Origin of the sequence: Oceanicoccus sp. KOV_DT_Chl (genome assembly GCF_900120175.1) — a bacterium.
In the GTDB taxonomy this organism is placed as follows: domain Bacteria; phylum Pseudomonadota; class Gammaproteobacteria; order Pseudomonadales; family Dasaniaceae; genus Oceanicoccus.
The window spans coordinates 454333-481096 of sequence record NZ_FQLF01000002.1; the positions used below are offsets into that span (position 1 = coordinate 454333).

At 46.6% G+C, this 26764-nt stretch carries 22 protein-coding genes, 5 pseudogenes and 1 riboswitch; of the genes and pseudogenes, 16 read left to right on the forward strand and 11 right to left on the reverse strand.

All coding sequences use genetic code 11. From position 1 onward, the window contains the following. Window positions 1–212 precede the first annotated feature (212 nt). A pseudogene (bioA, locus tag UNITIG_RS05735) lies at window positions 213–1426 on the forward strand (adenosylmethionine--8-amino-7-oxononanoate transaminase). Between the two features lie 192 nt (window positions 1427–1618). Here bioA and csrA read toward each other — a convergent pair. After that, window positions 1619–1822 (reverse strand): carbon storage regulator CsrA, encoded by a 204-nt coding sequence (gene csrA / locus UNITIG_RS05740; protein WP_101757526.1) that lies wholly within the window; start codon window positions 1820–1822, stop codon window positions 1619–1621. A gap of 194 nt (window positions 1823–2016) precedes the next feature. Between csrA and UNITIG_RS05745 the strand changes: the two genes are divergently transcribed. Next, window positions 2017–4323 (forward strand): TonB-dependent receptor, encoded by a 2307-nt coding sequence (locus UNITIG_RS05745; RefSeq protein ID WP_145999102.1) that lies wholly within the window; start codon window positions 2017–2019, stop codon window positions 4321–4323. A gap of 39 nt (window positions 4324–4362) precedes the next feature. Here UNITIG_RS05745 and UNITIG_RS05750 read toward each other — a convergent pair whose 3' ends face one another. Together UNITIG_RS05750 and UNITIG_RS05755 are read right to left on the reverse strand one after the other, a co-directional pair. Further along, on the reverse strand, window positions 4363–6339 hold the full coding sequence (locus tag UNITIG_RS05750; RefSeq protein WP_101757528.1) for a 7TM diverse intracellular signaling domain-containing protein: 1977 nt from the start codon (window positions 6337–6339) through the stop codon (window positions 4363–4365). Further along, window positions 6324–6773 (reverse strand): 7TM-DISM domain-containing protein, encoded by a 450-nt coding sequence (locus UNITIG_RS05755; protein ID WP_101757529.1) that lies wholly within the window; start codon window positions 6771–6773, stop codon window positions 6324–6326. Before UNITIG_RS05755 ends, UNITIG_RS05750 begins: the two co-directional genes overlap by 16 nt. A 196-nt stretch (window positions 6774–6969) precedes the next feature. Between UNITIG_RS05755 and UNITIG_RS05760 the strand changes: the two genes are divergently transcribed. From UNITIG_RS05760 to UNITIG_RS05785, 6 genes and pseudogenes are all read left to right on the forward strand, one after another. Beyond that, window positions 6970–7452 (forward strand): hypothetical protein, encoded by a 483-nt coding sequence (locus UNITIG_RS05760; RefSeq protein WP_101757530.1) that lies wholly within the window; start codon window positions 6970–6972, stop codon window positions 7450–7452. 140 nt (window positions 7453–7592) lie between these two features. Then, entirely contained in the window at window positions 7593–7868 is a 276-nt protein-coding gene (locus UNITIG_RS05765) for a hypothetical protein (RefSeq protein WP_101757531.1), read from the forward strand. A gap of 142 nt (window positions 7869–8010) precedes the next feature. Then, window positions 8011–8688, forward strand: coding sequence for a response regulator transcription factor (locus UNITIG_RS05770; protein WP_101757532.1), 678 nt, complete (start codon window positions 8011–8013; stop codon window positions 8686–8688). A gap of 12 nt (window positions 8689–8700) precedes the next feature. After that, window positions 8701–10038, forward strand: a complete 1338-nt coding sequence (locus UNITIG_RS05775) for an ATP-binding protein (RefSeq protein WP_101757533.1) — start codon at window positions 8701–8703, stop codon at window positions 10036–10038. 245 nt (window positions 10039–10283) lie between these two features. Next, window positions 10284–11119, forward strand: a pseudogene (locus UNITIG_RS05780) (ion transporter). Between the two features lie 96 nt (window positions 11120–11215). Continuing rightward, window positions 11216–11626 carry a secondary thiamine-phosphate synthase enzyme YjbQ gene (locus UNITIG_RS05785; protein WP_101757534.1) on the forward strand — a complete coding sequence of 137 codons (411 nt, stop codon included), beginning with the start codon at window positions 11216–11218 and terminating at the stop codon, window positions 11624–11626. A gap of 31 nt (window positions 11627–11657) precedes the next feature. On the opposite strand, the gene UNITIG_RS05790 is transcribed toward UNITIG_RS05785, so the two are convergent. Beyond that, entirely contained in the window at window positions 11658–12563 is a 906-nt protein-coding gene (locus UNITIG_RS05790; RefSeq protein ID WP_101757535.1) for a diguanylate cyclase domain-containing protein, read from the reverse strand. Between the two features lie 210 nt (window positions 12564–12773). Here UNITIG_RS05790 and UNITIG_RS05795 point away from each other — a divergent pair, with 210 nt between their 5' ends. Beyond that, window positions 12774–14870 (forward strand): TonB-dependent receptor, encoded by a 2097-nt coding sequence (locus UNITIG_RS05795; RefSeq protein WP_101757536.1) that lies wholly within the window; start codon window positions 12774–12776, stop codon window positions 14868–14870. 492 nt (window positions 14871–15362) lie between these two features. Continuing rightward, window positions 15363–16081 (forward strand): annotated as a pseudogene (locus tag UNITIG_RS05800) (HAD family hydrolase). Between the two features lie 58 nt (window positions 16082–16139). On the opposite strand, the gene UNITIG_RS05805 reads toward UNITIG_RS05800, so the two are convergent. From UNITIG_RS05805 to UNITIG_RS25280, 3 genes and pseudogenes are all read right to left on the reverse strand, one after another. Next, window positions 16140–16637, reverse strand: a complete 498-nt coding sequence (locus UNITIG_RS05805; RefSeq protein ID WP_101757537.1) for an NADPH-dependent FMN reductase — start codon at window positions 16635–16637, stop codon at window positions 16140–16142. Between the two features lie 22 nt (window positions 16638–16659). Then, window positions 16660–17225, reverse strand: a pseudogene (locus UNITIG_RS05810) (YceI family protein). Window positions 17226–17299: 74 nt separating this feature from the next. Beyond that, window positions 17300–17802, reverse strand: a pseudogene (locus UNITIG_RS25280) (cytochrome b). Between the two features lie 126 nt (window positions 17803–17928). On the opposite strand from UNITIG_RS25280, the gene UNITIG_RS05820 reads away from it, so the two are divergent. Further along, window positions 17929–18543, forward strand: coding sequence for a LysR family transcriptional regulator (locus UNITIG_RS05820; protein WP_200821207.1), 615 nt, complete (start codon window positions 17929–17931; stop codon window positions 18541–18543). A 253-nt stretch (window positions 18544–18796) separates the two neighbouring features. On the opposite strand, the gene UNITIG_RS25475 is transcribed toward UNITIG_RS05820, so the two are convergent. Genes UNITIG_RS25475 through UNITIG_RS05830 form a run of 3 tightly spaced genes read right to left on the reverse strand, consistent with a single transcriptional unit; the run spans window position 18797 to window position 20583 of the window. Continuing rightward, window positions 18797–19321, reverse strand: coding sequence for an MFS transporter (locus UNITIG_RS25475; protein WP_369809148.1), 525 nt, complete (start codon window positions 19319–19321; stop codon window positions 18797–18799). 13 nt (window positions 19322–19334) lie between these two features. Next, a complete protein-coding gene (locus UNITIG_RS25480; RefSeq protein ID WP_369809149.1) occupies window positions 19335–20045 on the reverse strand; it encodes an MFS transporter in 711 nt (236 codons plus the stop codon). A gap of 55 nt (window positions 20046–20100) precedes the next feature. Continuing rightward, window positions 20101–20583, reverse strand: coding sequence for a YajQ family cyclic di-GMP-binding protein (locus UNITIG_RS05830; RefSeq protein WP_101757538.1), 483 nt, complete (start codon window positions 20581–20583; stop codon window positions 20101–20103). A 109-nt stretch (window positions 20584–20692) separates the two neighbouring features. Here UNITIG_RS05830 and cobU point away from each other — a divergent pair, with 109 nt between their 5' ends. Genes cobU through cobS form a run of 4 tightly spaced genes read left to right on the forward strand, consistent with a single transcriptional unit; the run spans window position 20693 to window position 23701 of the window. Then, complete coding sequence (gene cobU, locus UNITIG_RS05835; RefSeq protein ID WP_101757539.1) at window positions 20693–21226, forward strand: bifunctional adenosylcobinamide kinase/adenosylcobinamide-phosphate guanylyltransferase; 534 nt, start codon at window positions 20693–20695, stop codon at window positions 21224–21226. Then, complete coding sequence (gene cobT, locus UNITIG_RS05840; protein WP_101757540.1) at window positions 21219–22277, forward strand: nicotinate-nucleotide--dimethylbenzimidazole phosphoribosyltransferase; 1059 nt, start codon at window positions 21219–21221, stop codon at window positions 22275–22277. Before cobU ends, cobT begins: the two co-directional genes overlap by 8 nt. Window positions 22278–22284: 7 nt before the next feature. Then, window positions 22285–22905: a histidine phosphatase family protein gene (locus UNITIG_RS05845; RefSeq protein ID WP_101757541.1), complete on the forward strand. Its 621-nt coding sequence runs from the start codon at window positions 22285–22287 to the stop codon at window positions 22903–22905. Between the two features lie 7 nt (window positions 22906–22912). Next, window positions 22913–23701, forward strand: a complete 789-nt coding sequence (cobS, locus tag UNITIG_RS05850; RefSeq protein ID WP_101757542.1) for an adenosylcobinamide-GDP ribazoletransferase — start codon at window positions 22913–22915, stop codon at window positions 23699–23701. Here cobS and bluB read toward each other — a convergent pair whose 3' ends face one another. Next, entirely contained in the window at window positions 23702–24391 is a 690-nt protein-coding gene (gene bluB, locus UNITIG_RS05855) for a 5,6-dimethylbenzimidazole synthase (RefSeq protein WP_101759203.1), read from the reverse strand. A 113-nt stretch (window positions 24392–24504) separates the two neighbouring features. Next, window positions 24505–24687, forward strand: a riboswitch (cobalamin riboswitch). Between the two features lie 144 nt (window positions 24688–24831). Between bluB and UNITIG_RS05860 the strand changes: the two genes are divergently transcribed. Continuing rightward, window positions 24832–26727, forward strand: a complete 1896-nt coding sequence (locus UNITIG_RS05860) for a TonB-dependent receptor (RefSeq protein ID WP_159931101.1) — start codon at window positions 24832–24834, stop codon at window positions 26725–26727. Window positions 26728–26764 lie beyond the last annotated feature (37 nt).

Consider the following 26764-nt stretch of genomic DNA (forward strand, 5'->3'; position numbering starts at 1 on the left):
TGAAACTTGATCACTAATCGAATTCATCGCGACGGACTCCTTTCCGTAAAATTATGAAAGGTGATTTAAACAGGGGGCCGCATCTCATACAATAGCCACCAGCCAACAATCCCCCTGAATAAGAGATCTTCGCCACCAATGCCCCGTCAGAGTTAAGCGAACAGCAACTTTTAGCCCTCGATAAACAATATATCTGGCACCCCTATGCCTCGATGATTGATGCGCCACCAGTATTTCCCGTGGTTTCTGCACAAGGCGTTAAACTCAAACTCGCTGATGGTCGCGAGTTAATTGATGGCATGTCATCCTGGTGGTCGGCGATCCACGGCTACAATAACCCAGTGCTGAATCAAGCGGCAAAGGATCAGTTGGATGATATGTCCCATGTGATGTTTGGTGGTATCACTCACCCACCGGCGGTAAAACTGGCAAAATTACTGGTTGATATTACCCCCCGACTTTAAATAAGGTGTTTTTCAGTGACTCGGGGTCCGTGGCCGTTGAAGTGGCCATCAAGATGGCCATCCAATACTGGTACTCTATCGGCCGCCCGGAAAAACATCGATTACTCACTCTCAAAGGCGGCTATCACGGCGATACCTTTGGTGCGATGGCGACCTGTGACCCTGTCACCGGCATGCACCATATGTTCAGTGATGTGCTGCCACAGCACTTTTTTGCTGACAGACCCCAAAGCCAATTTGGCCAGATACTGGCTGATGGCGACATAGATAGTTTTAAACACTTAATCGAACAACAGCACCACTGCCTGGCAGCGGTGATACTGGAGCCTATCGTACAAGGGGCTGGCGGCATGCATTTCTATGCAGCCGAATACCTCAGGCAAGTACGACAATTATGTGACCACTATGACGTGTTATTAATATGCGATGAAATTGCCACCGGCTTTGGACGTACCGGCAAATTATTTGCCTGCGAACATGCCGCAATCGAACCGGATATTTTGTGTTTAGGTAAATGCCTTACTGGCGGCTATTTATCACTGGCTGCCACACTGTGTAACGATAAAGTCAGCACAGGTATTTGTGAGGGTGAAGCGGCTGCATTAATGCATGGCCCCACTTTTATGGCCAACCCGCTGGCGACAGCCATTGCGTTTACCAGTGTAGAGCTATTACTCGCGCAGGATTGGCAGGGGGTTGTAGCGAATCTGGAAGCCCAACTAACAGCCGGCTTAGCGCCAGCCAGAGCGCTACCAGGCGTTGCAGATGTCAGAGTCTTAGGAAGCCTGGGAGTAATCGAACTCAAACAAGCGGTGGATATGGCAGATATTCAACAGCGTCTGGTCGACCAGGGTATTTGGCTGCGCCCCTTTGGTAAACTGCTGTACACCATTCCGCCCTACATTATTTCGGACGAAGAAATACAGCAATTATGCGCGGGCATGATTGCGGCTATACGTTGATTATTTATCTAACACTTATTGCCAATGACTACACTGAATACACAAATCATTATTGTTTTATTGGTATCGATAGTAATTAAGCAATGTTTCGACAGTGAACCGGAACATCTAAAATGATTTCACTTTTTAAAGAGACCAGAAAAAGCACTTCTAGCAAATACACCTGTTAACAACGCTCAAACAGTAAAAACGTTAGAGATTACCGTTGGCTTCCTGATGTGCTTCGCCGCTCTTTTCCAGCTGAATACGCTTGTAGATCTCTTCACGGTGAACTTGTACGTGTTTTGGCGCGTCAATGCCAATACGCACTTGATTCCCTTTTACACCCAATACGGAAACGGTTACTTCGTCACCGATAATCAGGTTCTCACCAATCCTACGCGTTAAAATTAGCATGCAATTCTCTCTTTTTTTGCGAGTTACGCGGCCAGTATATATTGACTGTTCGCCACATTCACCTAAAAGTTACATGTGAATAATGGTGATTAAAAAAAGTTTTTTATTACCTTCTCACTAAACAAGACTACTCAATTTCGGCAGCCAACGTGTACACTGGCGCCCTAAAAATAACCAATGCTGGTGATCACTGCTTGTTACTTAAAGTCCAAATTTCGCTTGCTATTGCAACCTGGTGGCGCACCTGCCTGACTGGCAAGGCGTTATTACTAGCGGTACTAACTGGTCAGCCATTGCTGGCCACGGCGTCGCAATTGGAAGAAGTGACTGTCACTGCTCAAAAAAGACCACAAAATGTACAAATGGTCCCGCTAGCTATCACTGCTATAACCGCCGCTGATCTTAATAAAAATCGCATCCAGACCCTCAGCAATATTACCGCTATGACCCCCAACGTCCAGGCGGCGCTACCCAATGGCGAGGTTCTCCCGATATTCTCTATCCGGGGTATCTCAATGGCTGACTACAGCGTCAATCAATCCAGTCCGATTGGTGTTTATCTGGATGAAGTATATCTCAGTAGTAATTACAGCCACGGGCTGCAAACCTTTGATGTAGACAGAATTGAAGTATTAAGAGGACCGCAAGGGACCCTATATGGCAAAAACACCACGGCAGGCGCTATAAATATTATCAGCAAAACGCCAGACTTTAGCGCAGATGGCTTTCTGACGCTAGGCATCGGTAACTACCAGCAGCAGACGATCGACGCGGCTTACGAAACACCACTGATCGAGCAGCAATTGTCTGCGCGACTAGCCCTTAGCGCCAAACAGGCAGAGGGCTTTGCAGAAAATCATACCCCCGGAGCGAAAGATTTAAGCGCTACTGACCGGCATGCGTTAAGACTTACAATCAATTATCAGGCCAGCGAACAGTGGTCTGCCGTACTGAAACTAAACAGCGGCCGCAGCCAGCCGGAAACCCAGGCGGTAATTCCCAATGCGACCTTTAATGGCATTGATTATCTCAGCGCACAACTTGCAGCGGCCAATCAGCCGTTTTATACCCGCCCCGACAGTTACGACAGTTTTGATGCAGACTCCAATAAAGTTGACACCACCGACATCAAAACCGATGGTGGCTCGTTAACCGTTAGTTACGATAGTGGCCAGCATACCTTAACGTCTATCAGCGGTTTTTATCGTGGTGATTATGATCACCGTGCCGACAGTGACGGTACCCCGCAACAACTATTGGAGATTGATTATCTCAGCGAACTCAAGCAGTGGAGTCAGGACCTTCGTATCAGCAGCAACCACTCCGATACGCTGTGGTATACCGTAGGTTTGTATTTCAATAAAGAACAAATCGAGACTGACGTTAGCTATGATTATTATCACGGTTTGCAATCCATAGTGCCTAACTTTGTTGCACCACTTACTGGTATTGTTAGTGGTTTCAGCCAAATTCAACGTTATGAGCAAGAGCGCAGCAGCCAAGCGATATACGGGGAAATGAGCTTTAAACTGAACACGGCAGCTACTCTTACCAGCGGCCTGCGCTATACCGAAGATAAAAACAGCCAGTTTAATGTTCACAGCTATATCACTGACTACGATCAAATACCGCAGTTTGGCCTAATCCCTTTCACTGCCCCTTACGACCCTAATGCCGTTCATCCGAGGCAACAATTTACCGACCGGGAATGGAGCGGCAAGCTGGCACTCGATTATCAATGGGATGATCGGCACTTGTTCTATGCTAGCTATAACCGCGGTTATCGCAGCGGTGCGTTTAATGGTGCCGCCACCACTGATGCCTCCGAGTTAACACCGGTAGAGCCGGAATACGTCAACGCCTATGAACTAGGAATAAAAGGCGAAACGGAAAATGGCAGAGTCCGTTATAACACTGCTTTGTTCTACTATGACTACCGCAACCAGCAATTTATTAATGTAGTGGGTACACGACAGTTACTGGATAGTGCAGACCGCTCCACCGTCCGAGGTCTAGAGCTCGAATTGCATGCCATCGCCACTTCCGCGCTAACGATTCACCTAGGTCTTGGCTGGCTGGACTCAGAATACAAAAACGGCCCCAATCTGGATGCGCAAGGGCAAAGTTGGGATTTATCCAGTAACCAACTGATCGCCGCCCCCGATTACAATGCTAACCTCGCGGCAGACTATGCACTCGATCTGGCAAGTCTTACCCTCTTTGCCCACCTTGACCTTAATTATCAAGACCAACAATGGTTTACCGCTTTTAATGACACTGCCGGTTACGAAGACATTAGCCAAGCTAGCTACACATTGGTTAATGCGCAACTAGCTATCCAGCCACATAATAGCCCGCTAATAATTACGGTATGGGGTAAAAATCTGGGTGATAAAAGCTACAAAACTTACGCTATTAACCTCAGCGAAAGTTTTGGCTATCACTATACAATGTACGGACCTCCGCGGACATTTGGCATTGATGCTAGCTGGCAATTTTGATTCGAAACTGACATTTTATACACGCTGTGAGCACGCCGCTCAGCTGGATTGTCGATCAGAATATTGCCGCTCCAACACCCGCTGTAAATCCGCACGCCGCACTGGCTTCACCATAAAATCATTCATACCAACCTCCATACAGTGCCGCCGCACCTCAGGGTCACTGTTAGCTGTCACGGCAATAATAGGCGTGCTGATACCGCGCTGGCGAATCCAGCGGGTAGCAGTGATACCATCCATTACCGGCATTTGGACATCCATCAAAATCAGGTCATAAACGCAATCTGCCAAACGCGCTAGCGCTTCCTGGCCAGAATGAACCACTTCGACCTCGTAACCCAAATTGCTAACTAAACGCTGCAGTACCTGCGCATTAATCACATTATCTTCAACCACCAACAGTGTGCCTACAGGCTTCCCTTCCGCAACCGGAACCTCAACCCTTTCAGTATCCAGCGACAGCGGTACACGAATATGCACATTGGTACCAGCACCGGGCTCTGAATCAATCACAAAGTCAGCAGCCAATAATTCACTGATGCGATAACACAGCGTTAAGCCCAGCCCCAACCCTTCTGACTGACGTTCAAGGCCTCGGCTCACTTGCACAAAAGAATTAAACATTTCCTTTTGTTGCTCGTTGGTCATTCCACAACCAGTATCCCTAACATCAATATTGAGCGCCTGATCCACCTCGTTCCAACTAACACTGAATTCAATCTGCCCCAGCTCAGTGTACTGACAAGCATTTTCCAGAACCGACCGCAACATATGCTCAAGAAAATAGGCATCACCGGTCACCACAGCAGGCAGTTGCCCACCAGCATCGGCTGGTAGTAAATAGACGAAGTTGACCTCGGGATGTACCTGATTGGCAACAGCGGCAGCCAACCGATCCAATAACGGCCTGATCTCAAAATCTACTGTAGTCAGCTGTAAATTTTCGTCATCGGTTTCAGCCAGTAACACCAAATTATCAACCTGCGTCCGCAACCGTGCTGCTCCATAGCTGATATAGTCCAGAAGATCTTTTTTAAGAAATTCATCTTCGCTATCATTCCATTGCTCAACCGAGGACACGATAGAGTGAAGGGGCGTTCGCAGCTCATGACTCACCATCCGCAAAAAATCACTTTTACGTTGGTTTTCCTCCTCCGAAATCTTCAAGGCTGCCTGCAACTTGATATTAGCCTGCTGCTCGGTAGCCATCGCCCTATGCTCTACATCTATAGACTGTTGCAGCGCAACTTCCTTCTGCTTCCTAAGCAGCGTAATCCTATCGGCCAGGGCCAACGCTAACAGCAGCATATCAAACGTTTGCGCCACCACTGTCACCAGATAGCTGTCACGTACCAACGGCGGAAACCCGAACAAATGCAGAATTGAGACCACAGTTCCCGAAAATAAAATCAAAAAGGCCGCGACAAAATAGCGTGCAGGTTTATAGCCTTCACTTAATCGCAGCAGACCGACAAAGAGTCCAAATATAATCCACACAGAACTGCCGATACCATACAACACCATATACTGGCCGGGTGACATAAAGGGCAAACAAAACAACAGTAAAAAGCCAATTGCAACAAATGTATAGGCAAACTTGGTCAGCCACGGATGATGCTTGGGCAACTCTAGAAAGTGAATAAAATACAGGGTATTAAAAGTAATCGTGAGAAAAAAAGTGGGGATAACCAAGGTATAGCTATACCAATTAAATAACTGTGCAAAGCCATTAAATGTACCTGACCAAGCAATAAACGAACTCGTCAGATACGCAGCATAATAGAGATAGCTTCTATCTTTTATAGATATACCGATAAATAAATTATAAAGCGCCAACATCACCATAGCGCCTAAACAGCCGATAATAATTAAATTATTATTCGAAATTGCCTGCTGATAATGCTGTCTGGCGACGACTTCAACAACAGGTAAGCCAGAAAAATACCGGCTTTCAATTAACATTAAAATTTCTAACTGCTCACCTGGCTGCAAATCAAAATCTACACCATAGTGCAAGTTGTACTGGTAGGGTAAAGATATCCCGCATGGAAATGACTGACACCCTGCGGGCGATAAAGATAGACATGAACGCGATCAATCAGAGCATTAAACGGGCTAAGTACCCACTCTTTATTCTTAGTCTGATTATCTATTTTTGTATACAACCAGTAACTGCCACCCGCGACTTGATCTACCTGATCGACCTTTTTTAAATTGGCAACAAACGCAGCGGGGTCAACTGGAGCGATGGGGGCATCCGTGGCTACATCAGACATTTCACGACTGCCGGGCGCAGCTAAATACAAGCCCCCGGAGCGGGCTAATATTTCTATTTCCGTATCCGTCTCGGTTAGCACAATGGCCGATTCAGTGCCGTAAACTGAAAAAGACAGTAGCAGAAATAAATACATTAAATTGCGATGCAACATTGACCAACCTTTATTCTGCATCTCACTCTATAATGTCACTCAAGTAAGATAAATAACCACCTAACAAAATAGCTCCTATATTTGACTAGGGGCAATGCTAATGCAAGCCCAGTTCTCATTGTTGAGCGGGCGGGCTACTATGTTACATCGACAAAAACAGCAGTCTCGGTGGTAACAAGATTAACAAGCAACGGTAAACAGCGGTCAGTTTTAATCCATGGATAATTTAGCCACTTACAACCGGGTTCCCTCACTCGAATCCAAAACCATCAAAGCGAGCTTTATTTTAGTTTACAGTCTATTGCTGCTGGCTATCATCGGCAGCTTGGCTGCTACCTTAGTCTTTCCTGATATTTCACACTATCTAATCTCAGGTGCAATCGCAGCAACCATTCTCTACAGCGCTATCGCGTATCTCGACGCCAGACGAAAACGGCATTGCCAGTTTTGTAAACAAACACTGAGCTCCGTCATCCGCCCACTACTACTCAATTCACAATACCTGAACATGCAGGGTAAAAAACATGGGGATTACTTCATCACTCACGGTTCCTGGGGCTTAATCCCATTCAAAAAACGCTGGGTAAAAATTTCCAATCATTCCATGAGCTGCCACCATTGTCGACTGATTGAAGAGGGCTACAAACCAATGTACCAACCTTTATCCCCGGAAGAACTGGCTAAATTTCAATCGAAATAGCCTATCTGAAGCCAAAAATCTGAAATTTATCAAAAAACCTGTATTTCATTCAGCTTGCATTCAGTTTCGGTAGTCCATAATCCTTTCAAACTTAAACGAAACCAATAAATTTAACGACTTACCCATCTGGAGTGTTAACAATGAAACTATCAACTTTTAGCAAAGCGATTATTACAGCTGCGGCTTTAACGGTAAGCGCTGGCGCTTTTGCTGCGAAACCAACCAGTATCAAGTACATTGAAGACATCGTAGTCTCCAATGACCTGATTTATTCACACTATGTTGTTAAATGTTCTAATGGCGTAGATGCTGACATCTCTGCCTGGGATAACCGTAAGAAATGGTGCGTAGGTAAAGGCGGTCAGGACGACTGCAGCAAAAAGCAAATCAAGACTGCCAAGGCTGTTTGCAAGTAAAATTCCTAGCTACAACCGTATGTAAAACGGCAAGCCTCCATGGCTTGCCGTTTTTTTATGCTCTGAAGCCGCTACGAGTCCCCGCAACACCCTGCTACAATCAAACAAAACCCATCCATAACTCGAAAAAGTCTCAATCCTAATGCGCATATTGATCGTTGAAGATGAACACCATATCCGCCAGCAATTAAGCGCTGCATTACAAAGTAATGGCTTTGCTGCCGACGCTGCGGCAGATGGCAAAGAAGGCCTGTTTATGGCTGACCAGTACCCCTATGATCTGGCGATTATTGATATAGGCTTGCCAGGCATGACCGGTATCGAGCTCATCCGGACAATTCGCCAACAAGGTAAAACTTACCCGGTGTTGATATTAACCGCCAGGGGTGACTGGCAGGATAAAGTGGAAGGACTGGAAGCGGGTGCCGACGACTATGTCGTTAAACCATTCCACATGGAAGAAGTGATCGCCAGAGTCAATGCGTTGCTCCGCCGGAGTGCCGGTAGCGCTACCCCGATACTCGAATACCCTCCACTAACCATTGATACCGCCAGCAAAACCGCGCATCTCAATGGCGAAACGATGACCCTTACCAGCTATGAGTACAACACTCTGGAGTATTTAGCGCATCATGCTGGTAAAGTGATATCAAAGACGGAGCTAACCGAGCATCTCTATAGTCAGGACTTTGACCGTGATAGCAACGTAATCGAAGTCTTTATTGGGCGCTTGCGTAAAAAGATCGATCCAGACAACCAACTCAAACCCATCGCCACCATTCGCGGCCAAGGTTATCGATTTACTCTGGAACCGAAATAAGAGGAAAGGTAAATGCTTAACACTCTGTTTGGCCGTTTGTTTATTTCCAGCCTATTGGTACTAGGTTTATTTTTCGGATTTATTGCCTATATCATTCATCAACTTAACCTTGAACACACCTACAGCACAAAACAGGAGCAGCTACGATTACAAAATTATGTACTGGTTTCTTCTGCCAGTCTGGGCGATGACAACATTGAGTTACCGGATGAACTACGGGAACCACGTTTTGATGACTTTGAATCCGGCCTCTACGGTTTTGTCAGCAGCGGCAATAAAATTTACTGGTCATCGTACTCCGCTCACAACCTGGAACTGGATACGCAACTGCTCAAAACGGATTTCACCCAATCCGGCCAAAACCAATTCGTCATTAAATCCCATTATTTTATTTATCATTACAGCGTACAGTGGGAGCTGGAAAATGATGAACCGCAATTATTTACTTTTAGCGTGCTCGAAGACAGCCGCCCCACTATGGAAACGCTGGAAGATTTTCGCGGCAGCTTACACCGCTGGCTAGTAGCCATCGGCATACTACTGATTACTATCCTGCTGCTTATTATGCGCTGGGGTACAAAACCATTGCGCCAGCTAGCAAAAAATTTAAAACAAATAGAAAAAGGCGAAAAAGACACTGTAGAGGGACACTTCCCCAAGGAATTACACCGCATTACCAGTAACCTCAACCAACTCATCAGCACGGAACGATTACAGCGGGAACGTTATCACAACACGTTGGCCGATCTGGCTCACAGTCTTAAAACACCGCTGGCAGTTATTCAAACAGAACTCGAGAGCAATACGGATACCGACAAAGCGCTCATCGCAGAACAAACCCAGCGCATGGATGAAATCATCACCCATCAATTGCAACGCGCTGTATTGGCCAGCTCCCATCAGCTCATTGCCAGTGTTGATGTTAAAACCTGTGTCGATCGATTAACCAGCGCAATGGCTAAAGTGTATGCGGAAAAAAATATTCAGTTCTCTCTCGACCTAAACCCCAATAGCCAATTCAAAGGTGACCAACGCGACCTGATGGAAATACTGGGCAACCTGCTCGACAATGCTTGCAAGGCCTGCCAACAACAGATCAAAATAAAAACCACCATCACTGCCAATATATTGCGTATAGAAATACATGACGACGGCAGAGGCATTGCTAAGGAACAGCGCCAACTATTAGTACAACGCGGGCAACGAGCCGATACCCGCCACACTGGGCAAGGCATTGGACTTGATGTAGTCAGTGATATTGTCGATAGCTACCAGGGAAAGCTTCAAATTGAAGAATCTGAGTTAGGCGGCGCATTGATTAGTATCGAGCTACCCACAATGGTGGATTAACTCGCAACTTGGTAATTTTAACAACTTCGACTGTCATCGGGCTCAACATGCTTAGATCGTTCTTTTGCAATCAACATTGAATGCGAAGCAAAACCTTTTTTGGGCTAATATTTTTAGTCGTATTTTTTAAAATGGCCCACACATCAGCTATGCTCTACCTTGATAAAAAAACAAAGATAAAAAATAGGCCTCGGCTGACGAAATTAACAGAAAATTGCCCGCAGAAGCAACGATAGGCGCAGTATATGCACACAACGGAAACACCCAAACAAAAACTATACCGCATTATTTTTGGCACAGACACCACCAGTGGTCGCAGTTTTGACATCATGTTAATTGCTGCAATTTTGTTGAGTGTATTAGTAGTGACACTGGATTCGGTAGAAACTATCCATCAACATTACGGCATTTATCTGCTCGTCGCGGAATGGTTTTTTACCATTATTTTTACCTGTGAATATATTGCCAGACTATATTGTTCCCCAACCCCAAAGCCTACGCCACTAGCTTCTATGGTACCGTTGACCTGCTGGCGATTTTACCCAGCTATATCTCATTAATATTCCCAGCAGCCCAACTGTTGTTGATTGTCCGCCTGCTTAGGGTACTGCGAATATTCCGCGTACTGAAATTATTTCAGTACAGCAGCGAAGCGAACATTTTACTGCGCTCGCTACTGATGGCGAGACGAAAAATATTTGTTTTTTTATTTTCAGTGCTGGTCGTGGTAACCATCTTTGGCTCGCTGATGTATATCATCGAAGGGCCAAGGTATGGCTTTACTAGTATCCCACGCAGTATTTATTGGGCGATCGTCACTGTCACTACCGTAGGCTACGGCGACATCACCCCCAATACACCACTGGGTCAAGGGATTGCTGCACTCGCGATGTTAACAGGTTACGCAATTATCGCTGTGCCTACAGGAATAATTAGCGCTGAACTGATATCAGAAATGCAACGTGAGCGCGGTATTAGCCGTTGCAGCAATTGTGAAAAAATCGGCCATGAGGCCGACGCCAATTTCTGTAAATTTTGCGGTGGAAAATTAACTTTCCCTGCCGAAAAAACCAACCTATAGAGATCCTCAAGAAACAGGTGCTGCGGCGAATATTCAAGTAAGTAAAACTATTCAAACTTACCGCTGCCTCACGGCTAAGGATAATTGGAACCGTTCATGACTATTCGTACCTTAAACATTGCTGTCAACGGCCAGGGCCTTTCAGCGTTCACCACGCAAGTGCAACAAGTCGTACACGACAGCCAAATTCAGTCGGGGTTGTGCACGCTTTTTATCCAGCACACATCTGCGAGTTTATTAATTCAGGAAAACTACGACCCCTCTGCGCAACGGGATCTGGAAAGCTGGCTTAACCGATTAGTACCTGAAAACGATCCACTGTATACCCACACCCTTGAGGGACCGGATGATATGCCTGCGCATATCAAATCAGCGTTAACGGCAACAAGCTTGTCTATTCCCGTCATTGCCGGACAACTAGCGCTAGGTACATGGCAGGGAATTTATTTATGGGAGCATCGCCATTACAGCGGCGAAAGAAATGTGATTATCCATTTATCAATCTAAGGGTATCGACCCGAATGGGGCTACCGGGCAACTACAGTGAAACACCCTGCGTTTGATTGCCTCCTTGTTGCTGGGCACTGTCCAGCATCTCATCAGCCTCGTCGAATAAGTCCTGGACTCGCTTATCTCTTGACGGCTCAATCGTCGCCACACCAGCACTAATCGTTAATACGCCACTGTCCGAGTCTGGGTAATCAATGGCCAGATCAGCAACCGCTTGCACCATACGCTCAGCGACAGCCAAGGCATTTTCCAATTCTATTGCTGGCAGCAATACTACAAATTCATCATTTTCATAGCGAGATACCATATCGGCAGCCCGCTGGCAGTTGTTTTGTAATACCTTGGCAATACGCTTTAGCGCAGCATCACCCAGACCAATACCCTGAACATCGTTGAAACCTGTAAATTGGTCGATATCAAACTTGATTAGCGAGAGCGGGTAGTATTCCCGCAAGCTACGACGCCACTCAATATCCAGGTACTCTGTTAACCGTTGCTTATCAGCCACCGAGGTTAATGCATCTAATGAGGCCACTTCCGCCAGCAATTCTGTTTTATAGCTCAACTCCAACAGGGTATTCACTTTGGCAGTCAATAGCTCCACTGGGAAACCCGTATCAAACACATCAGCAACACCAATGTTCAACCAACGCCCAACCACCGCTGCTGTTAGCTCAGAACTTAATACAACAACGGGTAAACTACGAACCTCTGCATCACTCTTCAGCCACATACAGATTTCAAAAGCAGCCTCCCCCATACTTTCACTATCAACGACCACTAGCTGCACCTGTTCATCAGTAGTGATATCGATAACCTGATCCGCATTCTGGGCGTGTAATACCGCCACTGCAGCCTGCAACTGCTGAAACAATGGCGCCTGAATAACGTCTGCAGAAGCAATTAGTAATACCTGGGGGCTAGTGGTAGACATACCTCATCCTTATTAAAATACGAACCCGAAAAAAACTTATCCTAATAAATTAGATGACATTGCCGGTAGATTCAAATTTTAAAGCCGAAAAACTAGCCATATACAAACAATGGATAAATAGTCACGGTTTTTTCGGGCAATAGCACAGCAGCGTACTGAGGTATTCGTTATACTCCTCAGCCAAAATATCACTGACCAACCACTGCTACCATGCCAAAAATATCCAAAGCAAAACCAGCCAGTCCACACTCCAATCTATTACAGCCGCTGGCAGCACTGCTAATACTTTTAGCCAGTAGCTGCATTCAGGCTGAAGCCATGGAGACTGTCGTGGTTATCGCCAGCCGAGTAGCACAGCCATTAGAACAAACCACTAGCAGTGTCTCGGTGATTGACCATGAGCAGTTATTGCAAATTAATGCTATCCACATTGCCGAAGCACTCGCCCGCGTCCCCGGTGTGTGGATCAGTCGAGGCAATGGCCAGGAACATCTTACCGCTATTCGCTCTCCGGTACTGACTGGCGCTGGTAGCTGTGGTGCTTTTACCATCGCGGAAGATGGTGTGCCTGTTCGCGCCACCGGCTTTTGTAATGTTAATCAGCTATTTGATATCAATACCGAGCAAGCAGAGCGGATTGAGGTGCTAAGAGGACCTGGCACAGTACTACATGGCTCTGATGCCCTGCATGGCGTTATTAATGTAATTAGTCGGGCTGCGCCCCCTGAACAGCAAACCACACTCTCTATGGAAGCAGGAGCTAATGACTACGGTCGGGTAAAACTAAGCCACGGCACTACTAACGAGCAACATGGCTATCGTCTCAGTTTTAACGGCGCAAGCGACGGCGGCTATAAAGACGACGCCGGTTTTGACCAACAAAAATTCAGTGCGCGACATGACTTTGCTGGCGATGACATCCAAGTGAACACACTGCTAAGCCTTAACAACCTGAATCAGGAAACCGCCGGCTATGTCAGCGGTAAAGATGCATACAAGGATGATCAGCGCAAAAGAGAAAATGGTAATGCTGAAGCCTTTCGCGATAGCACTTCAGCACGTTTACAAACCCATATCGAAAAAGCCACCTCAGACCAAGGGGTATTTATTGCCACACCTTATATCCGCATCAGTGACATGGAATTCTTGCTGCACTTTTTACCCGGCGACCCGCTGGAAAAAAATGGCCAACAAAGCATAGGCATACAAACCGCCTACTCACGCCCTATCAACAAACAAGTCACTCTCATCAATGGTTTTGACACTGAATTTACCGATGCTTACTTAGAGCAATCCCAAGTAGGCGGCTTTGCCAGTTTTCCAGCGGGCAAGCAATACGATTATGAGGTTGGAGCCCAACTCTACGCGGGCTTTGTCAGCGCAGATTATCAATGGCGCCCCAGCACCACCCTCTCCGCCGGCACGCGCTATGAATACTTGCGGTATGACTACGACAATAAAATGCTAACTGGCAATACCGATGAAAACGGTAATAGCTGCACCCCTAACCCGTGTCGTTATAGCCGCCCGGCCGATAGCAAAGATGCATTTGATAACTGGTCCTTCAACGCCAGCCTTAATCAGGAATTTAGCAGCGAAAATACCGGAATCATTCGTTTAGCCCATAGTTTTCGGGCGCCGCAAGCCACTGAAATGTATCGGTTACAGCAAGGGCAGTTAACCGCGCAGCTGGATTCAGAAGAACTACAATCGATAGAATTAGGTTTTCGCCACAGCGATGAAATGATTAGTTACCAGCTCACCACTTTCTATATGAATAAGTCCAATGTCATTTTCCAGTCCTCGGACCGACTGAACCTGGATAATGGTAAAACCCAGCACTATGGCATTGAATATAATGTGTTTTGGCAAATCAGCCCCCGCTGGGATATTAACCTGGCCGGTACGTTTGCCCGCCACCTATACGACAGCAATGTCGCACTGTTTGGCGCAACCAGTGACCTTGCTATCGACGGCAATGATATTGATACCGCTCCACGTAGAAACAGCGCAGTACAATTAGGTTGGACCGCCACCGAACACACCAGGGTTGAACTGGAATGGGTATCGATGGGTAAGTACTACACAGATATCGATAACCTGCATAGCTATGAAGGCCATGACTTGCTCAACCTCAGAGTCCGTCAACAGCTTAATCAGGCGGTTAGTCTGGGTTTGCGGGTTACCAACCTTGCAGATGAAGATTATGCAGAACGCGCTGATTACAACAGCTTGGCAGCTGAGGGCGACAGGTATTTTATCGGCGAGCCCCGCGCAGTATATGGCGATATAAGCCTGTCTTTTTAAGCCTCATTGCCTGGACAAAACCACCCGACATTTAATTTACGCGCTTATGAGTAAACACCACCAATTGCCCGTATTGCTTACTATTTATGTCGACCTCATCACATCTACCCCAGCAACCAGGGTTAAATCGGATTATTACTGTGAAGGAATACACAAAAACCGCCCCCCCATCTGGCAGATAATAATCAGCACACTATATTGCTTATAACAGCGTTGCACATACTCCCCCTCAACCTGCAACGTTGCTGTTCTACTTTTGCTCCCCCTCGAGTAAAAGTCAGCCGCCCTCCGGGGCGGCTTTTTTATAAACCGTATTTCGCCAACACATGGCCATCCACATAGGTGAGCCACACTCAAGATCACTGCCCGCAATCGACTAAATGCAATTTGCATTAGTAATGTTAACCGGTATAGTTTTTAGCAATCGCAGTTTAACTACTCCAGCCACTTACACGCAGCCTATAGATCATGATCAAAGCACTGTTCCTCGATATGGACGAAACCCTCTGTGACACGCTAGGGGCAAATGAACAAGCCAAACAGCGCTTAGCCAGCAACCTACAACAAACACTAGGCGAACACTTTGACGGCCCCTTATTCGCTGAGCAATATGTTAAAGGCATGTACCGGGAATGGACCGATGAGCAACGCCAGCGTTATACGCCTATTATTGAGCAACAAAGTGAAGGGGCTTTTCGTCGGCAACTCATCCATGATCTGCTTGCTAAACACGGTAGCAACAATAGCGACGACCATTTTGCGCAAAACATTCTTGACCAATTTGACCAACACCGCATAGAGGCCTTTGATTTTTACCCAGGCATCACTGATTTTTTACTCAGTGCCAGAAAATTATTTAAACTGGTGGTGATAACCAACGGTCCCGAGTATTCCCAAATACCCAAAATCAAAAAACTCAATTTAAGCGACTATGTCGATCACATCCTTATTGGCGGCCAGCAACCGGAACAAAAACCAGCCCCTCTATTTTTCTAAAAGCACTGCAACTGGTTAACTGTGAAGCCCATGAAGCTATTCATGTTGGTGATAGTTTAGCGGCCGACATTGCCGGAGCAAATAACAGTGGTATTACTTCAGTCTGGATTCAACACCAACAACCACTGGATGCCGAACTGGGAATTAACCCCGACCATACGCTGTTGCATCCCGATGAGATTCCAGCCTTGATTCAGCAGTTACACGCTCAATAAAACCACCGCTAATGAAAAAAACCATCCTCACTATAAGTATAACTGCGCAACGCCTGCGCTAGTTGCTCGCGAATCTCGGGTTGCTAATTTCACCGTTGTCACTATCAAAGTGCTGGTAAAAACTAGCGACAGATAAAGTCGCTTTTACCTCGCCACCAAAATGCGGAGCCGAAGTTTGTGCCGCATTCAACACATTCCGTGCCCCTCCAGGGCCTGGCGACGTTGCCAGCAATACCATCGGCTTAGCTTGATACACTTTAGGATTAATACGCGAAGTCCAATCAAATAGATTTTTGTACGCCGCAGTATATGAACCATTATGCTCGGCGAAGGCAATAATCAAGGCATCCGCCCAGTCAATTTTTTCCCTGAACTGATGGGCTAATGCTGGAATTCCACCCTGTTCCTCACGGTCGCTGCTGTACAGTGGCATTTCATAGTCATTGATATCAAGCAACTCCGCATCACCCTGCTCTATCAATGTCAGCGCGTATTGCAGCAACTGTTTATTGATAGACTGACTACTATTACTGGCGGCAAAGGCAAGAATTTTCATTATTCAATTTCCTCAACAATAATTATTGGCGAATACCTTCGACACTTAAACGCAAATCTACATGCGTAGACGCCGGCCCCAAATCGGTAGTGATACCAAAATCCTTAAGCGCTATGGTGGTCGTCCCTTCAAAACCACGACGATAGCCACCCCAGGGATCGTTACCGTGACCAACCGGCAGCACATCAATAGCAATCGTTTTGGTCACGCCATGCAATGTCAATTGACCCGTCAGCACCGCACTGCCATCGGCAGCTTCAGCGTAACTCTGGCTGACAAAACTCGCCTGAGGAAATTTATCTACTGCTAAAAAATCCTTACTGCGTAAATGTTTGTCACGCTCAGCATGATTGGAATCAATACTCGCGGTATCAATAACCACACTGACCTTTGAGGCCGCCGGATTTTTTTGATCATAGCTGAACTCACCATCAAATGTATTAAAGCGGCACTTAACCAGCTATAGCCTAAATGCTTAATTCTAAACTCAATAAAAGCATGAGCTCCCGCCACATCAATTTTGTAATTTTCTGCGGCAGTTAACGCTGACACCAACAACAGTAGCGAACCTACCAAGACTTTTTTCATTGATACATGTTTCATTTTTTACTCCGTTAAACGTATTAAACGTTATTGTTGCGAACCGTTACGACCTAACATTCTTAAAAGAGGCCATCTTTATCTAGCAACTGATGTTTCAAGGCACCCGCACTATGTAAAACCACCAAACTGATTAAGGTACAAGCTGCCCACCAGTGAAACTGTCCAGCAACATCTTCCTGCTCCTCAATACTGTGCAACGTGGCCGGTATTTCAAACAAATTAAACACACTAATCCCGCGACCATCGGCAGTCGAAATCAAATACCCACTGATAAATATTAATAACAGTAGAAAATACAGCAGCGCATGCACCCACTTTGCCAGTCTCTTTCCCAAGGTGTATGGCTGGCAACAGGGTCAGGTATGCGATCCATTTTCCGCCAGGCCAATCGAACCAGGACCACCATCGCTAATAACAAACCCATACTTTTGTGGATAAAAGGTGCCTGCTTATACCAAGGGTCATAATACCCAAGCTCGGTCATCCACCAGCCTAGAGCAAACAACCCGACTACTGTAACCGCCACCAGCCAGTGTAATAGCACCGCTGTCAGCCCCAGCACTGTGCCTGATTACGCCACTGCATACTGAATCCTCTTTCTTAATTAACTGGCTTACTTATTAGCTGATGGCGCTATTATCCATAGGCACAATTGAACATAAACAGGATTTATGCAAAACTCCTGTGCATGAGCGCACAGATAAATGATTGGAGTGATATTCACTTTGCCTATCAGGTCGCCCGTCACGGGACACTTTCGGCTGCAGCCAATGCACTCAATGTGCATCACTCTACCGTTCTGCGGCGTATCGATGCACTGGAAAAACGGCTGAATACCCGTCTATTTCATCGCCATGCACGTGGCTACACCACGACAGATGCCGGCCAATTATTACTAAAAACGGCCAGCCAAACGCAAGAGGATTTTGACCGACTACTCGGTCAGCTAGAAGGCGCCGATGAGCAACTCAGCGGTACTCTGGTTATCACTACCGTGTCAGCATTAATGCCACTGGTTAGCCCTTTAATTGCCGAATTCCAACAGCACAATCCTGAAATCCGAATCGACCTGATCGTCGACTCGCGAATTTTTAAACTGGAACACGGTGAAGCGCATATCAGCCTGCGGCCGGGCGCTCAACCTAAAGACCCGGACTATTGTTCAGCACCTACAAACCATAGCCGCAGATCTCTACGCCTCCCCCGTTTATATCAAGCGCTTTGGCCGCATGAAAAATCTGCAGGATTATCACGATCACCGTTTTTTGGTAGCAGCCGCAGCATGCCAATATCGCTTCATTAAGCTGGCTGGAGCACACCATTCCACCACAGCAAATTTATTTTCGCTCCTCCGATATGCTGGCGTTGCAGTATGCCGCCGAACAGGGGATTGGCATTGCCCCCCATCACTGATTGGAGTGCGGCAACAATCCAAAAACTGCAATGTGTACTTCAAGGACCAAAAGAATGGGAAACAAATTTATGGCTGGTAACCCACCGGGATATGCACCGCACAGCAAAAGTGCAGGCTTTTAACCAATTTATAAAAAGTAAACTTAGCGTTGTTCGGTAGGTGTATGGTCATGCCAGGGTGCGACTTTAAATAACAACAGCATGCCGGGCACCGCCAGTGCCGCACAAAAAAAGTAAAACTGAGTCCAGCCCATATTTTCCACTAATACCCCGGATAAGGCGCTGGAAAACGTCCGTGGCACTGTCGCCAACGCTGATAGCAACGCAAATTGCGTCGCTGCAAACACCGGATTGGTCGCCCGCGCCATAAACGCAGTAATCGCCGCCGTCCCCAAACCAACCCCTAAGTATTCCAGTGAAATAACCAGCGCCAGCACCCACGGGTTGTCACCCATTTCTGCTAATAACGCAAAACCAAAAATAGTAATAATTTGTACTCCGCCAAACCACCATAATGCGCGATTAATACCAATTTTTATCATCAGCACCCCGCCCAATAAACCACCCACAATAGACGGCCACAGCGCGGCGTTTTTAGCGATCACACCTATTTCAGTCAAACTAAAGCCCAGGTCGATATAAAACGGTGTCGCCAACGCCACCGCCATGTTATCGCCTAGCTTATAAAAAAAAAAATGCTAACACCAACAAGCCACCCTGCCAGCTATTACGCTGAAAAAAATCTTTAAACGGCGTAATGATAGCCTCGCGCAAACCTTTGGGTACTAATGGTTTAACCATGGCCTCCTTGATAACCAGGGTCATTGCCACCCCCACCAACATAAATCCTGCGGTGATAATAAATACCGACTGCCAGGGTAGATAATCCGCCAATATCAAAGACAGCGCGCCAGGAATTAAGCCGGAGATACGATACGCTTGCACATGAATAGAATTACCCAAACCCAACTCAACATCGGGTAATAATTCACGCCGATAAGCATCCAGCGTCACATCCTGGGTAGCACTAAAAAACGCCACCGCAACACTGAGCATAGCTATAGTGCTCAATTGGCTTAATGGTGAGAAAAAACCAAGGCAAGCAACCAGCACCAACAACGCCAACTGTGTGATTAACATCCAACTGCGCCGACGACCAATTGATAACGGGGTATAACGATCCAATAAAGGCGCCCAGACAAACTTCCAGGCATAGGGCAGTTGAATTAACGAGAAAAAACCAATTTCTTTAAGGCCAACACCTTCCGTACGCAACCAGGCCGGTACTAACTGAAACAAAATATACAACGGTAAACCTGAAGCAAAACCGGTAAAGACACAAATCAACATTCGTCGGTTAAAAATGGTTTGCTTTAACTCTTGGCTAATCAATGCATATTCCGTTTATTGTTTTGAGTGGGGTTTAAACTGATCAACAGCCTAAAACTTAATCTCTGAAATTATTAAACTGCAACGCTTGATCCAGTTTTTCTTCACGTAACATTGCCATGACTGACTGCAGATCATCACGCTTTTTACCGGTCACCCGTACTTGCTCACCCTGGATTTGGGACTGTACTTTTAATTTTTTATCCTTGATCAACTTGACGATCTTGCGGCTTAAATCGGACTCCAGACCATTCTGCATGGTAACCAGGCGCTTTACCTGCTTACCGGCGGTTTCGATGTCTCCAAGCGTCATTGCTTTAGGATCGATTTTGCATTTAATTAAGGCGCTACGGAGCATATCTTCCATTTGATCTACTTGGAAATCCGATTCGGCAAAGATCACAACGGTTAACCCATTGCGATCAAATTTGGCATCAACACCTTTAAAGTCGAAACGGGTTTCAATGATTCTACCGGCTTGATCTACGGCATTACTAAAAATATGTAAGTCCACTTCGGATACAATATCGAACGATGGCATAACTTTTCCTCAATACAATCTTCTATTGGCGGCTAATGAATGTTGGCAGCCAGTACTTTATACTCGCTAGTTACTCCGTTAGTCCCGCATTATAAGTTGACTTGGTAATATGAAACAATTAATCCTCGGCGGTGCCCGCTCCGGCAAAAGCAAACTGGCAGAACAACTCGCCAGCCGTAGCGGCAAGCAAGTCATTTATATTGCTACCGCTGACCGCAAACACAATGATCGGGAAATGGATCAGCGTATCAGCCACCACCAACAAAGTCGCCCCGCACACTGGCAAACTATAGAAGCACCCCATCAATTAGCAACAACGCTGACTACGCATGCTGATAATGACAGCTGTTTATTGGTCGATTGTCTTACCCTGTGGCTAAGCAACTGCCTTTGCAGCGAAGATCAGAATTGCTGGCACCAAGAGCAACAACATTTGCTCGACACGCTGGCAACGCTTCCCGGAGATATTATTCTCGTTAGCAATGAAGTCGGCCACGGCGTTGTGCCACTGGGTGAAATCAATCGGCGCTTTGTCGATGAAAGCGGCTTTTTACACCAAGCCATTGCCGCACTCGCTGACCGGGTTGTGTTTACCGCTGCCGGTTTACCATTAGTACTCAAAGGAGATGCACTAAATGGATAACACCCTGGATTGGCTGCAAGCAGCAGTGAAATCACCTTGCCAGCAAGCGTTACAGGGCGCCTTGGCACAGCAACAGCAACTCACCAAACCGCCCGGGTCGCTAGGGCAGTTAGAACAGTTAGCAACTACTCTCGCCAGCCTGCAACACACTAACACTCCACAGATAGAACTAATAACCATCGTAATATTTGCTGCCGACCACGGTATCGCGGCGCAAGGGGTTTCTGCCTTTCCACAAGCGGTCACCGCCGAAATGGTAAAAAACTTTGCCAGCGGTGGTGCCGCTATTTCGGTACTCGCGAAACAATTACAAGCCACTTTACAGGTTTGCAATGTAGGCACTGTTGCAGAGCTTACCCCCAATGTTGGTGTATTGGATTGTCGTTTAGGCGCAGGCACCCACGACTTCAGCCAACAAGCGGCAATGAGCGAATCGCAATTGCAGCAAGCGCTCGCGATAGGCAAACAGCAAGTGGATATGGCCCACACCAGCGGCTGCGATCTGTTTATTGGTGGCGAAATGGGGATTGCCAATACCAGCTCTGCCAGCGCTTTAGCCTGCGCATTATTGCAGTTACCAGCCAGTACACTGACCGGCCCGGGCACAGGCATCGATTCGCAAACCATGCAGCATAAACAAGCCGTTATTGAGCAGGCTTTACAACTACATCACTTAACCCAAACTTCACCGCCACTGGATTGTTTACGTCTAGTCGGCGGCTTTGAAATTGCCGCACTAGTCGGTGCTTATCTCCGTGCAGCCCAGCTTGGCATCCCAGTACTCATTGATGGTTTTATCGCCTCAGTAGCAGCTTTAGCCGCACAGCAATTTCAACCAAAAATTGCACCATGGCTGCTACTGGGCCATCAATCCGCCGAACCTGGTCACTCAGTCATCGTCAAGGCGCTAGATAAAACGCCACTGCTACAATTACAAATGCGCCTTGGTGAAGGCAGTGGCGCTGCTTGTGCGGTACCGCTATTACAACTCGCATGCGCCCTCCATAATCAAATGGCCACATTTGCCAGCGCCGGCGTCAGCACCCAATAGGTTACGCATGACACACCACGACATCACTACGATTGATTTACTACGCCACGGCCAAACTCAAATGGATGATATTTTACGCGGCCGTATTGATGTCGCCTTATCAGATAACGGCTATCAACAGATGCTACAACGCGTTGCGCCTTTTATTAGTGAGAGGTTACCTTGGCAGCAAATTATCAGCTCGCCACTAATTCGCTGCGCGCAATTTGCCCGCGACCTAAGCGCGCAACACAATACCGCGATGTTAATTGATGATGGCTTTCTAGAAATGGATTTTGGTGATTGGGACGGCCGCAGCTTTGACGAACTTAAAGCAGAAGACCCAGAGTTATTCGCTAATATTTGGCGCCAACCACAGCACTATCAGCCACCGGGTGGAGAAACCTTTGCGGGTTTTTCCACGAGAATTAATAACGCCTGGCAAAAAATGTTAACCCAACACGCGGGTAAACATATTTTATTAATTTGCCATGGCGGTGTTATTCGATCCCTACTTGGCAATGTGATGCAAACGCCGTTAAGTTCACTATCGCGAATAGAAGTACCCTATGCCTGCCTGAGCCGTATTAAAATTTATCAACAAGCCGGTAGCGAACACTGGCCCCAACTGGTTTTCCACAACCCCTGATAATCCTATGATGTCAATTTGGTTAAAAGCGTTTGCCACCGCCTGTATTTTTTTAACACGGCTGCCAATGCCGACTCTAAAAACAATTGCAGCCGAAGACGAAGGTAGAGCACTACTGTGTTTTCCTTTCGTTGGCGCAGTCATTGGTTTATTGCTATGCGCCTTGGCTATCGTCTCTGTAGAGTTATTTTCGCCACTGCTATTAGCGGCAATTCTGTTAGCAGTGTGGGCAGCGGTAACCGGCGGCCTGCATCTTGATGGTTTAGCCGATAGCGCTGATGGCTGGCTGGGTGGACTAGGCGATATAGACCGCACACTGGAAATCATGCATGACTCCCGCTGTGGCAGCGGTGCATTAAGTACTGTGGTCTGCCTGCTTATCGTTAAATTCGCAGCCCTAACCACTATCATCTCACAACAGTATTGGACAATTTTATTCATTGCCCCTATTTTGGGCCGCTGTGTAGGCCCGTTATTATTTGTGCCGGGTAAATTCCCTTATCTACCCTATGTACAACCCAGCGGTATCGCCAAGCATTTTATTGACCACTGCCCCAGTGTCGCCCGCACTATTTGCTGGCTAACGGTTGCACTGTGCGGACTGTTATTGGCCAACACGCAAATCGCAGCAATAGTGCTCGGCAGTTGCTTGGTGATGTTGTATTTATTAAGAAGAATGATGCTAAAACGTTTGCAGGGAGCTACCGGTGATACCGCGGGTGCCAGCACTGAAATTATTGAAACGGTGGTATTAATTGCCGGCGGTGTCGCTATTAAAATGGCACCGATAATATAACTACGAGCTCCTCTTGCGCTGATGAGATTGTTCAGCGCTAGCGCTGTCCCACTGATTTTCCATCAACACATTGTCAATATCGCCCGCATTAATCCAGCCTTCTTGCTGCAACATCGGCTCATCATAAAAATGATCGACGTGACCCACACATAAAATAGCAACTGGCTTACTCCCTTCAGGCATAGCCAACAGCGTCGCTACGGCTTGAGGCTCAAATAAAGACACCCAACCTACGCCAAGGCCTTCAGCCCGCGCGGCCAGCCATATATTTTGAATGGCGCAGGCAACTGAAGCCAAGTCCATCTCAGGTAATGTCCGGCGACCAAACTGATATTCTTCCCGCCTATCCATTAAACCAGCGACTAGCAACTCACCACATTCCAACATGCCTTCGACTTTTAATCGCATAAATTCCTGCTCGCGCTCACCCAGCGCTTTAGCCGTCTGCACCCGCTCCTGCTCAACCAATTGATGCAAAGCAATGCGTAACTCCGGATCAGTGATACGAATGAATCGCCACGGCTGCATCATGCCAACACTGGGCGCGGCGTGAGCTGCGTGCAATAATTTATCTAACACCGCTGCGTCGACCGGCTGCTTAATAAAATGGCGCATATCACGGCGTTGATAAATCGCTTTATACACGCCCGCTTGTTCTTCTTCACTGAATTTATGTGCTGATGTTGTCATGTCGCCACTTGTATTTGCTGATAAATTTTCGACCATAATGCTGACCGCGCCGGATTATAACAGCCTTAACTGACAATACTTCAACTTGACTTTAGCGCACCATAATCATAGAGTGCGCTCCGTCTGTAGCAGGTGTTGATTAATTGCTTGTTTAAATTAATCACTGAAATGGGAAGTCCGGTAACATTGATGACTAGCTCGCTAGTCAAACAATAGTCCGGCGCTGCCCCCGCAACGGTAAGGCTTTTTTAATCAAAAGCCACAGCCCGATACCAGCCTTTTGCAGCTCATTGTTAACTAATACTGAAAATTATTAGCGCGCAATGAACACGATGATGCGGAGGGCGTCGTCGGTGGATAGCAAGCCTACCTACTTTTCCCTCCCTCATTCGTTTTTATTTTTTAGTCATATTTATGGCAAACGAATTGAGGTGAACCCTATGAAATCAAGCGCTATTAAAGGCTTTGTCCTACTAACTGCTGCGAGTCACTTATACGCGGCAAGCAACACCATAGAACAACTGACGGTAAAAGGCACTCGCTCAGAGCAACCTAGCATTGAATTGCCCGCCAGTATCAAAATCATCAGCAGCGAAGAAATTACCATCAGCGGTGCAAATACAATAGCCGACGTGCTAAGAAGTCAGCCCGGCATTCAGGTTTCTGATGTCATTGGCGCCGGCAATCGCGGGGTAACTATAAGCATGCGCGGCATGACATCCAATGCTGCTAACAACGTATTAATATTGGTCGATGGCCGCAAACTTAATAATGCCTCGCTAGCTTCGCCGGACTTATCCAGCGTCTCGTTAAATAATGTCGAACGAATAGAAATTATTGAAGGCAGTGCCGGGGCGCTATACGGTGATCAGTCAACTGGCGGCGTCATTAATATTATTTCCAAGCGCCCTGCTAAAGAACAACAAATACAACTCGAAGCCAGTAGCGGCAGCAATGACCGGGAAGAATTTTCTGGCAGTATCAGCCAGGGGTTCGACAATGGTTTAAGTTATCGAGTTGCCGCTAAAAATAGTAATAGCGACAATTATCGCGACCACAATGAATCAAAGTATGATAATTATTTTGGCTTGTTAACATATAAAACCGACAACTTAAGCGTTTTTATTGAAGGCCAAAATATTTATGACAAGATGAATTTAGCTGGCGCACTTGACCTCGCGCAAGTACGGGAGGATAGAAAACAAGCCGCTTCGCCAGGCTTTGACGACCGTAAAAGTGATATTTTTCGCACCGGCGGGCAATACCAAATCAATCAATCATGGAGCATTGCTGGCGAATACACCTATCGGGACACCGATGCTATTACCAGTTATAGCGTATTCAGTGAGCGCTTAACCTCTATCAATCCACGCTTATTGGGTGAAATCGCTAGCGCCAACGGCACCACTCTTATTACTCTTGGTGTAGACAGCAGCGAGTCAACTTATCTATCAGCAGGCTCATATGGTAAAAGTAACGAACAGGATATTTTCGATGTCTATGGGCAGATTATTTATCCTATTACTACAAAAATTAAAGTTACTGCAGCCTATCGCAATAGTGAACTCGACGACAGCAACAAAACAACCTCGGAAAGTCATAGCGACGATCAAAGTGCCGGTCAGCTTGGTGTTAGTTATCAAGCTAACAAAGCCCTGCGCTTATTTGCGCGCCTGGATCAAAGCTTTCGGTGGCCTAATGCAGACGAAAACGGATTGGTGTTAACTGGAATTGAATTTCTAAAACCACAAACCAGCAACTCTTTTGAAATCGGCTTTGACCTTGACCGCAACGACCTTCGACTATCCACTGTGATTTACGATTTAGATATTGATGATGAGCTGTTTTACAATCCCAGCTTATACGCCAATATGAATCTTGAAAGCTCCAACCGCCGCGGCATTACCATTGATGGCAATTATTACCTCAGCGATCGATTAACGCTATCTGCTAACTTTAGCTATATCGATGCCGAATTATCTGCAGGCTTATTTTCCGGCAATGACGTTCCTTTTGTCGCCGATACGCTGGCAGGATTCGCTGTTAGCTATCAGTTCAGTAGCAATCTATCGCTATTCATCGATGGCAAATATACCGGGGAACGCTACCCGATTGGAGATGAAGCCAATAGCACTGACAAATTAGGAGGCTATACCGTTTACAATGCCAATATTCGCTGGGCACAGGATGATTGGTATACCAATCTTCGCGCCAACAACCTAAGTGGTAAAGACTATAATGGCTACACTGGTACCTATGACGCCGGCGGTCCGGTATTTTATGTTTACCCTGCGGCCACAGCGGAATTCGAAATCACTATTGGCTATACTTTTTAAACGGGTAAGCGATAACACTTTGATCCAGGCGATTTTG

Excerpts from the sequence above, each read along its gene's own strand:
- UNITIG_RS05785 (WP_101757534.1), top strand. The coding sequence starts at position 11,216 with ATGACTATTCGTACCTTAAACATTGCTGTCAACGGCCAGGGCCTTTCA.
- UNITIG_RS05795 (WP_101757536.1), top strand. The coding sequence starts at position 12,774 with ATGCCAAAAATATCCAAAGCAAAACCAGCCAGTCCACACTCCAATCTA.
- UNITIG_RS25475 (WP_369809148.1), bottom strand. The coding sequence starts at position 19,321 with ATGGCGGTGGCGTTGGCGACACCGTTTTATATCGACCTGGGCTTTAGT.
- cobT (WP_101757540.1), top strand. The coding sequence starts at position 21,219 with ATGGATAACACCCTGGATTGGCTGCAAGCAGCAGTGAAATCACCTTGC.
- UNITIG_RS05845 (WP_101757541.1), top strand. The coding sequence starts at position 22,285 with ATGACACACCACGACATCACTACGATTGATTTACTACGCCACGGCCAA.
- csrA (WP_101757526.1), bottom strand. The coding sequence starts at position 1,822 with ATGCTAATTTTAACGCGTAGGATTGGTGAGAACCTGATTATCGGTGAC.
- UNITIG_RS05820 (WP_200821207.1), top strand. The coding sequence starts at position 17,929 with ATGAGCGCACAGATAAATGATTGGAGTGATATTCACTTTGCCTATCAG.
- cobU (WP_101757539.1), top strand. The coding sequence starts at position 20,693 with ATGAAACAATTAATCCTCGGCGGTGCCCGCTCCGGCAAAAGCAAACTG.
- UNITIG_RS05790 (WP_101757535.1), bottom strand. The coding sequence starts at position 12,563 with ATGTCTACCACTAGCCCCCAGGTATTACTAATTGCTTCTGCAGACGTT.
- UNITIG_RS05760 (WP_101757530.1), top strand. The coding sequence starts at position 6,970 with ATGGATAATTTAGCCACTTACAACCGGGTTCCCTCACTCGAATCCAAA.
- cobS (WP_101757542.1), top strand. The coding sequence starts at position 22,913 with ATGATGTCAATTTGGTTAAAAGCGTTTGCCACCGCCTGTATTTTTTTA.
- UNITIG_RS05830 (WP_101757538.1), bottom strand. The coding sequence starts at position 20,583 with ATGCCATCGTTCGATATTGTATCCGAAGTGGACTTACATATTTTTAGT.
- UNITIG_RS05770 (WP_101757532.1), top strand. The coding sequence starts at position 8,011 with ATGCGCATATTGATCGTTGAAGATGAACACCATATCCGCCAGCAATTA.
- UNITIG_RS05765 (WP_101757531.1), top strand. The coding sequence starts at position 7,593 with ATGAAACTATCAACTTTTAGCAAAGCGATTATTACAGCTGCGGCTTTA.
- bluB (WP_101759203.1), bottom strand. The coding sequence starts at position 24,391 with ATGACAACATCAGCACATAAATTCAGTGAAGAAGAACAAGCGGGCGTG.
- UNITIG_RS05755 (WP_101757529.1), bottom strand. The coding sequence starts at position 6,773 with ATGCAGAATAAAGGTTGGTCAATGTTGCATCGCAATTTAATGTATTTA.
- UNITIG_RS05860 (WP_159931101.1), top strand. The coding sequence starts at position 24,832 with ATGAAATCAAGCGCTATTAAAGGCTTTGTCCTACTAACTGCTGCGAGT.
- UNITIG_RS05775 (WP_101757533.1), top strand. The coding sequence starts at position 8,701 with ATGCTTAACACTCTGTTTGGCCGTTTGTTTATTTCCAGCCTATTGGTA.
- UNITIG_RS05805 (WP_101757537.1), bottom strand. The coding sequence starts at position 16,637 with ATGAAAATTCTTGCCTTTGCCGCCAGTAATAGTAGTCAGTCTATCAAT.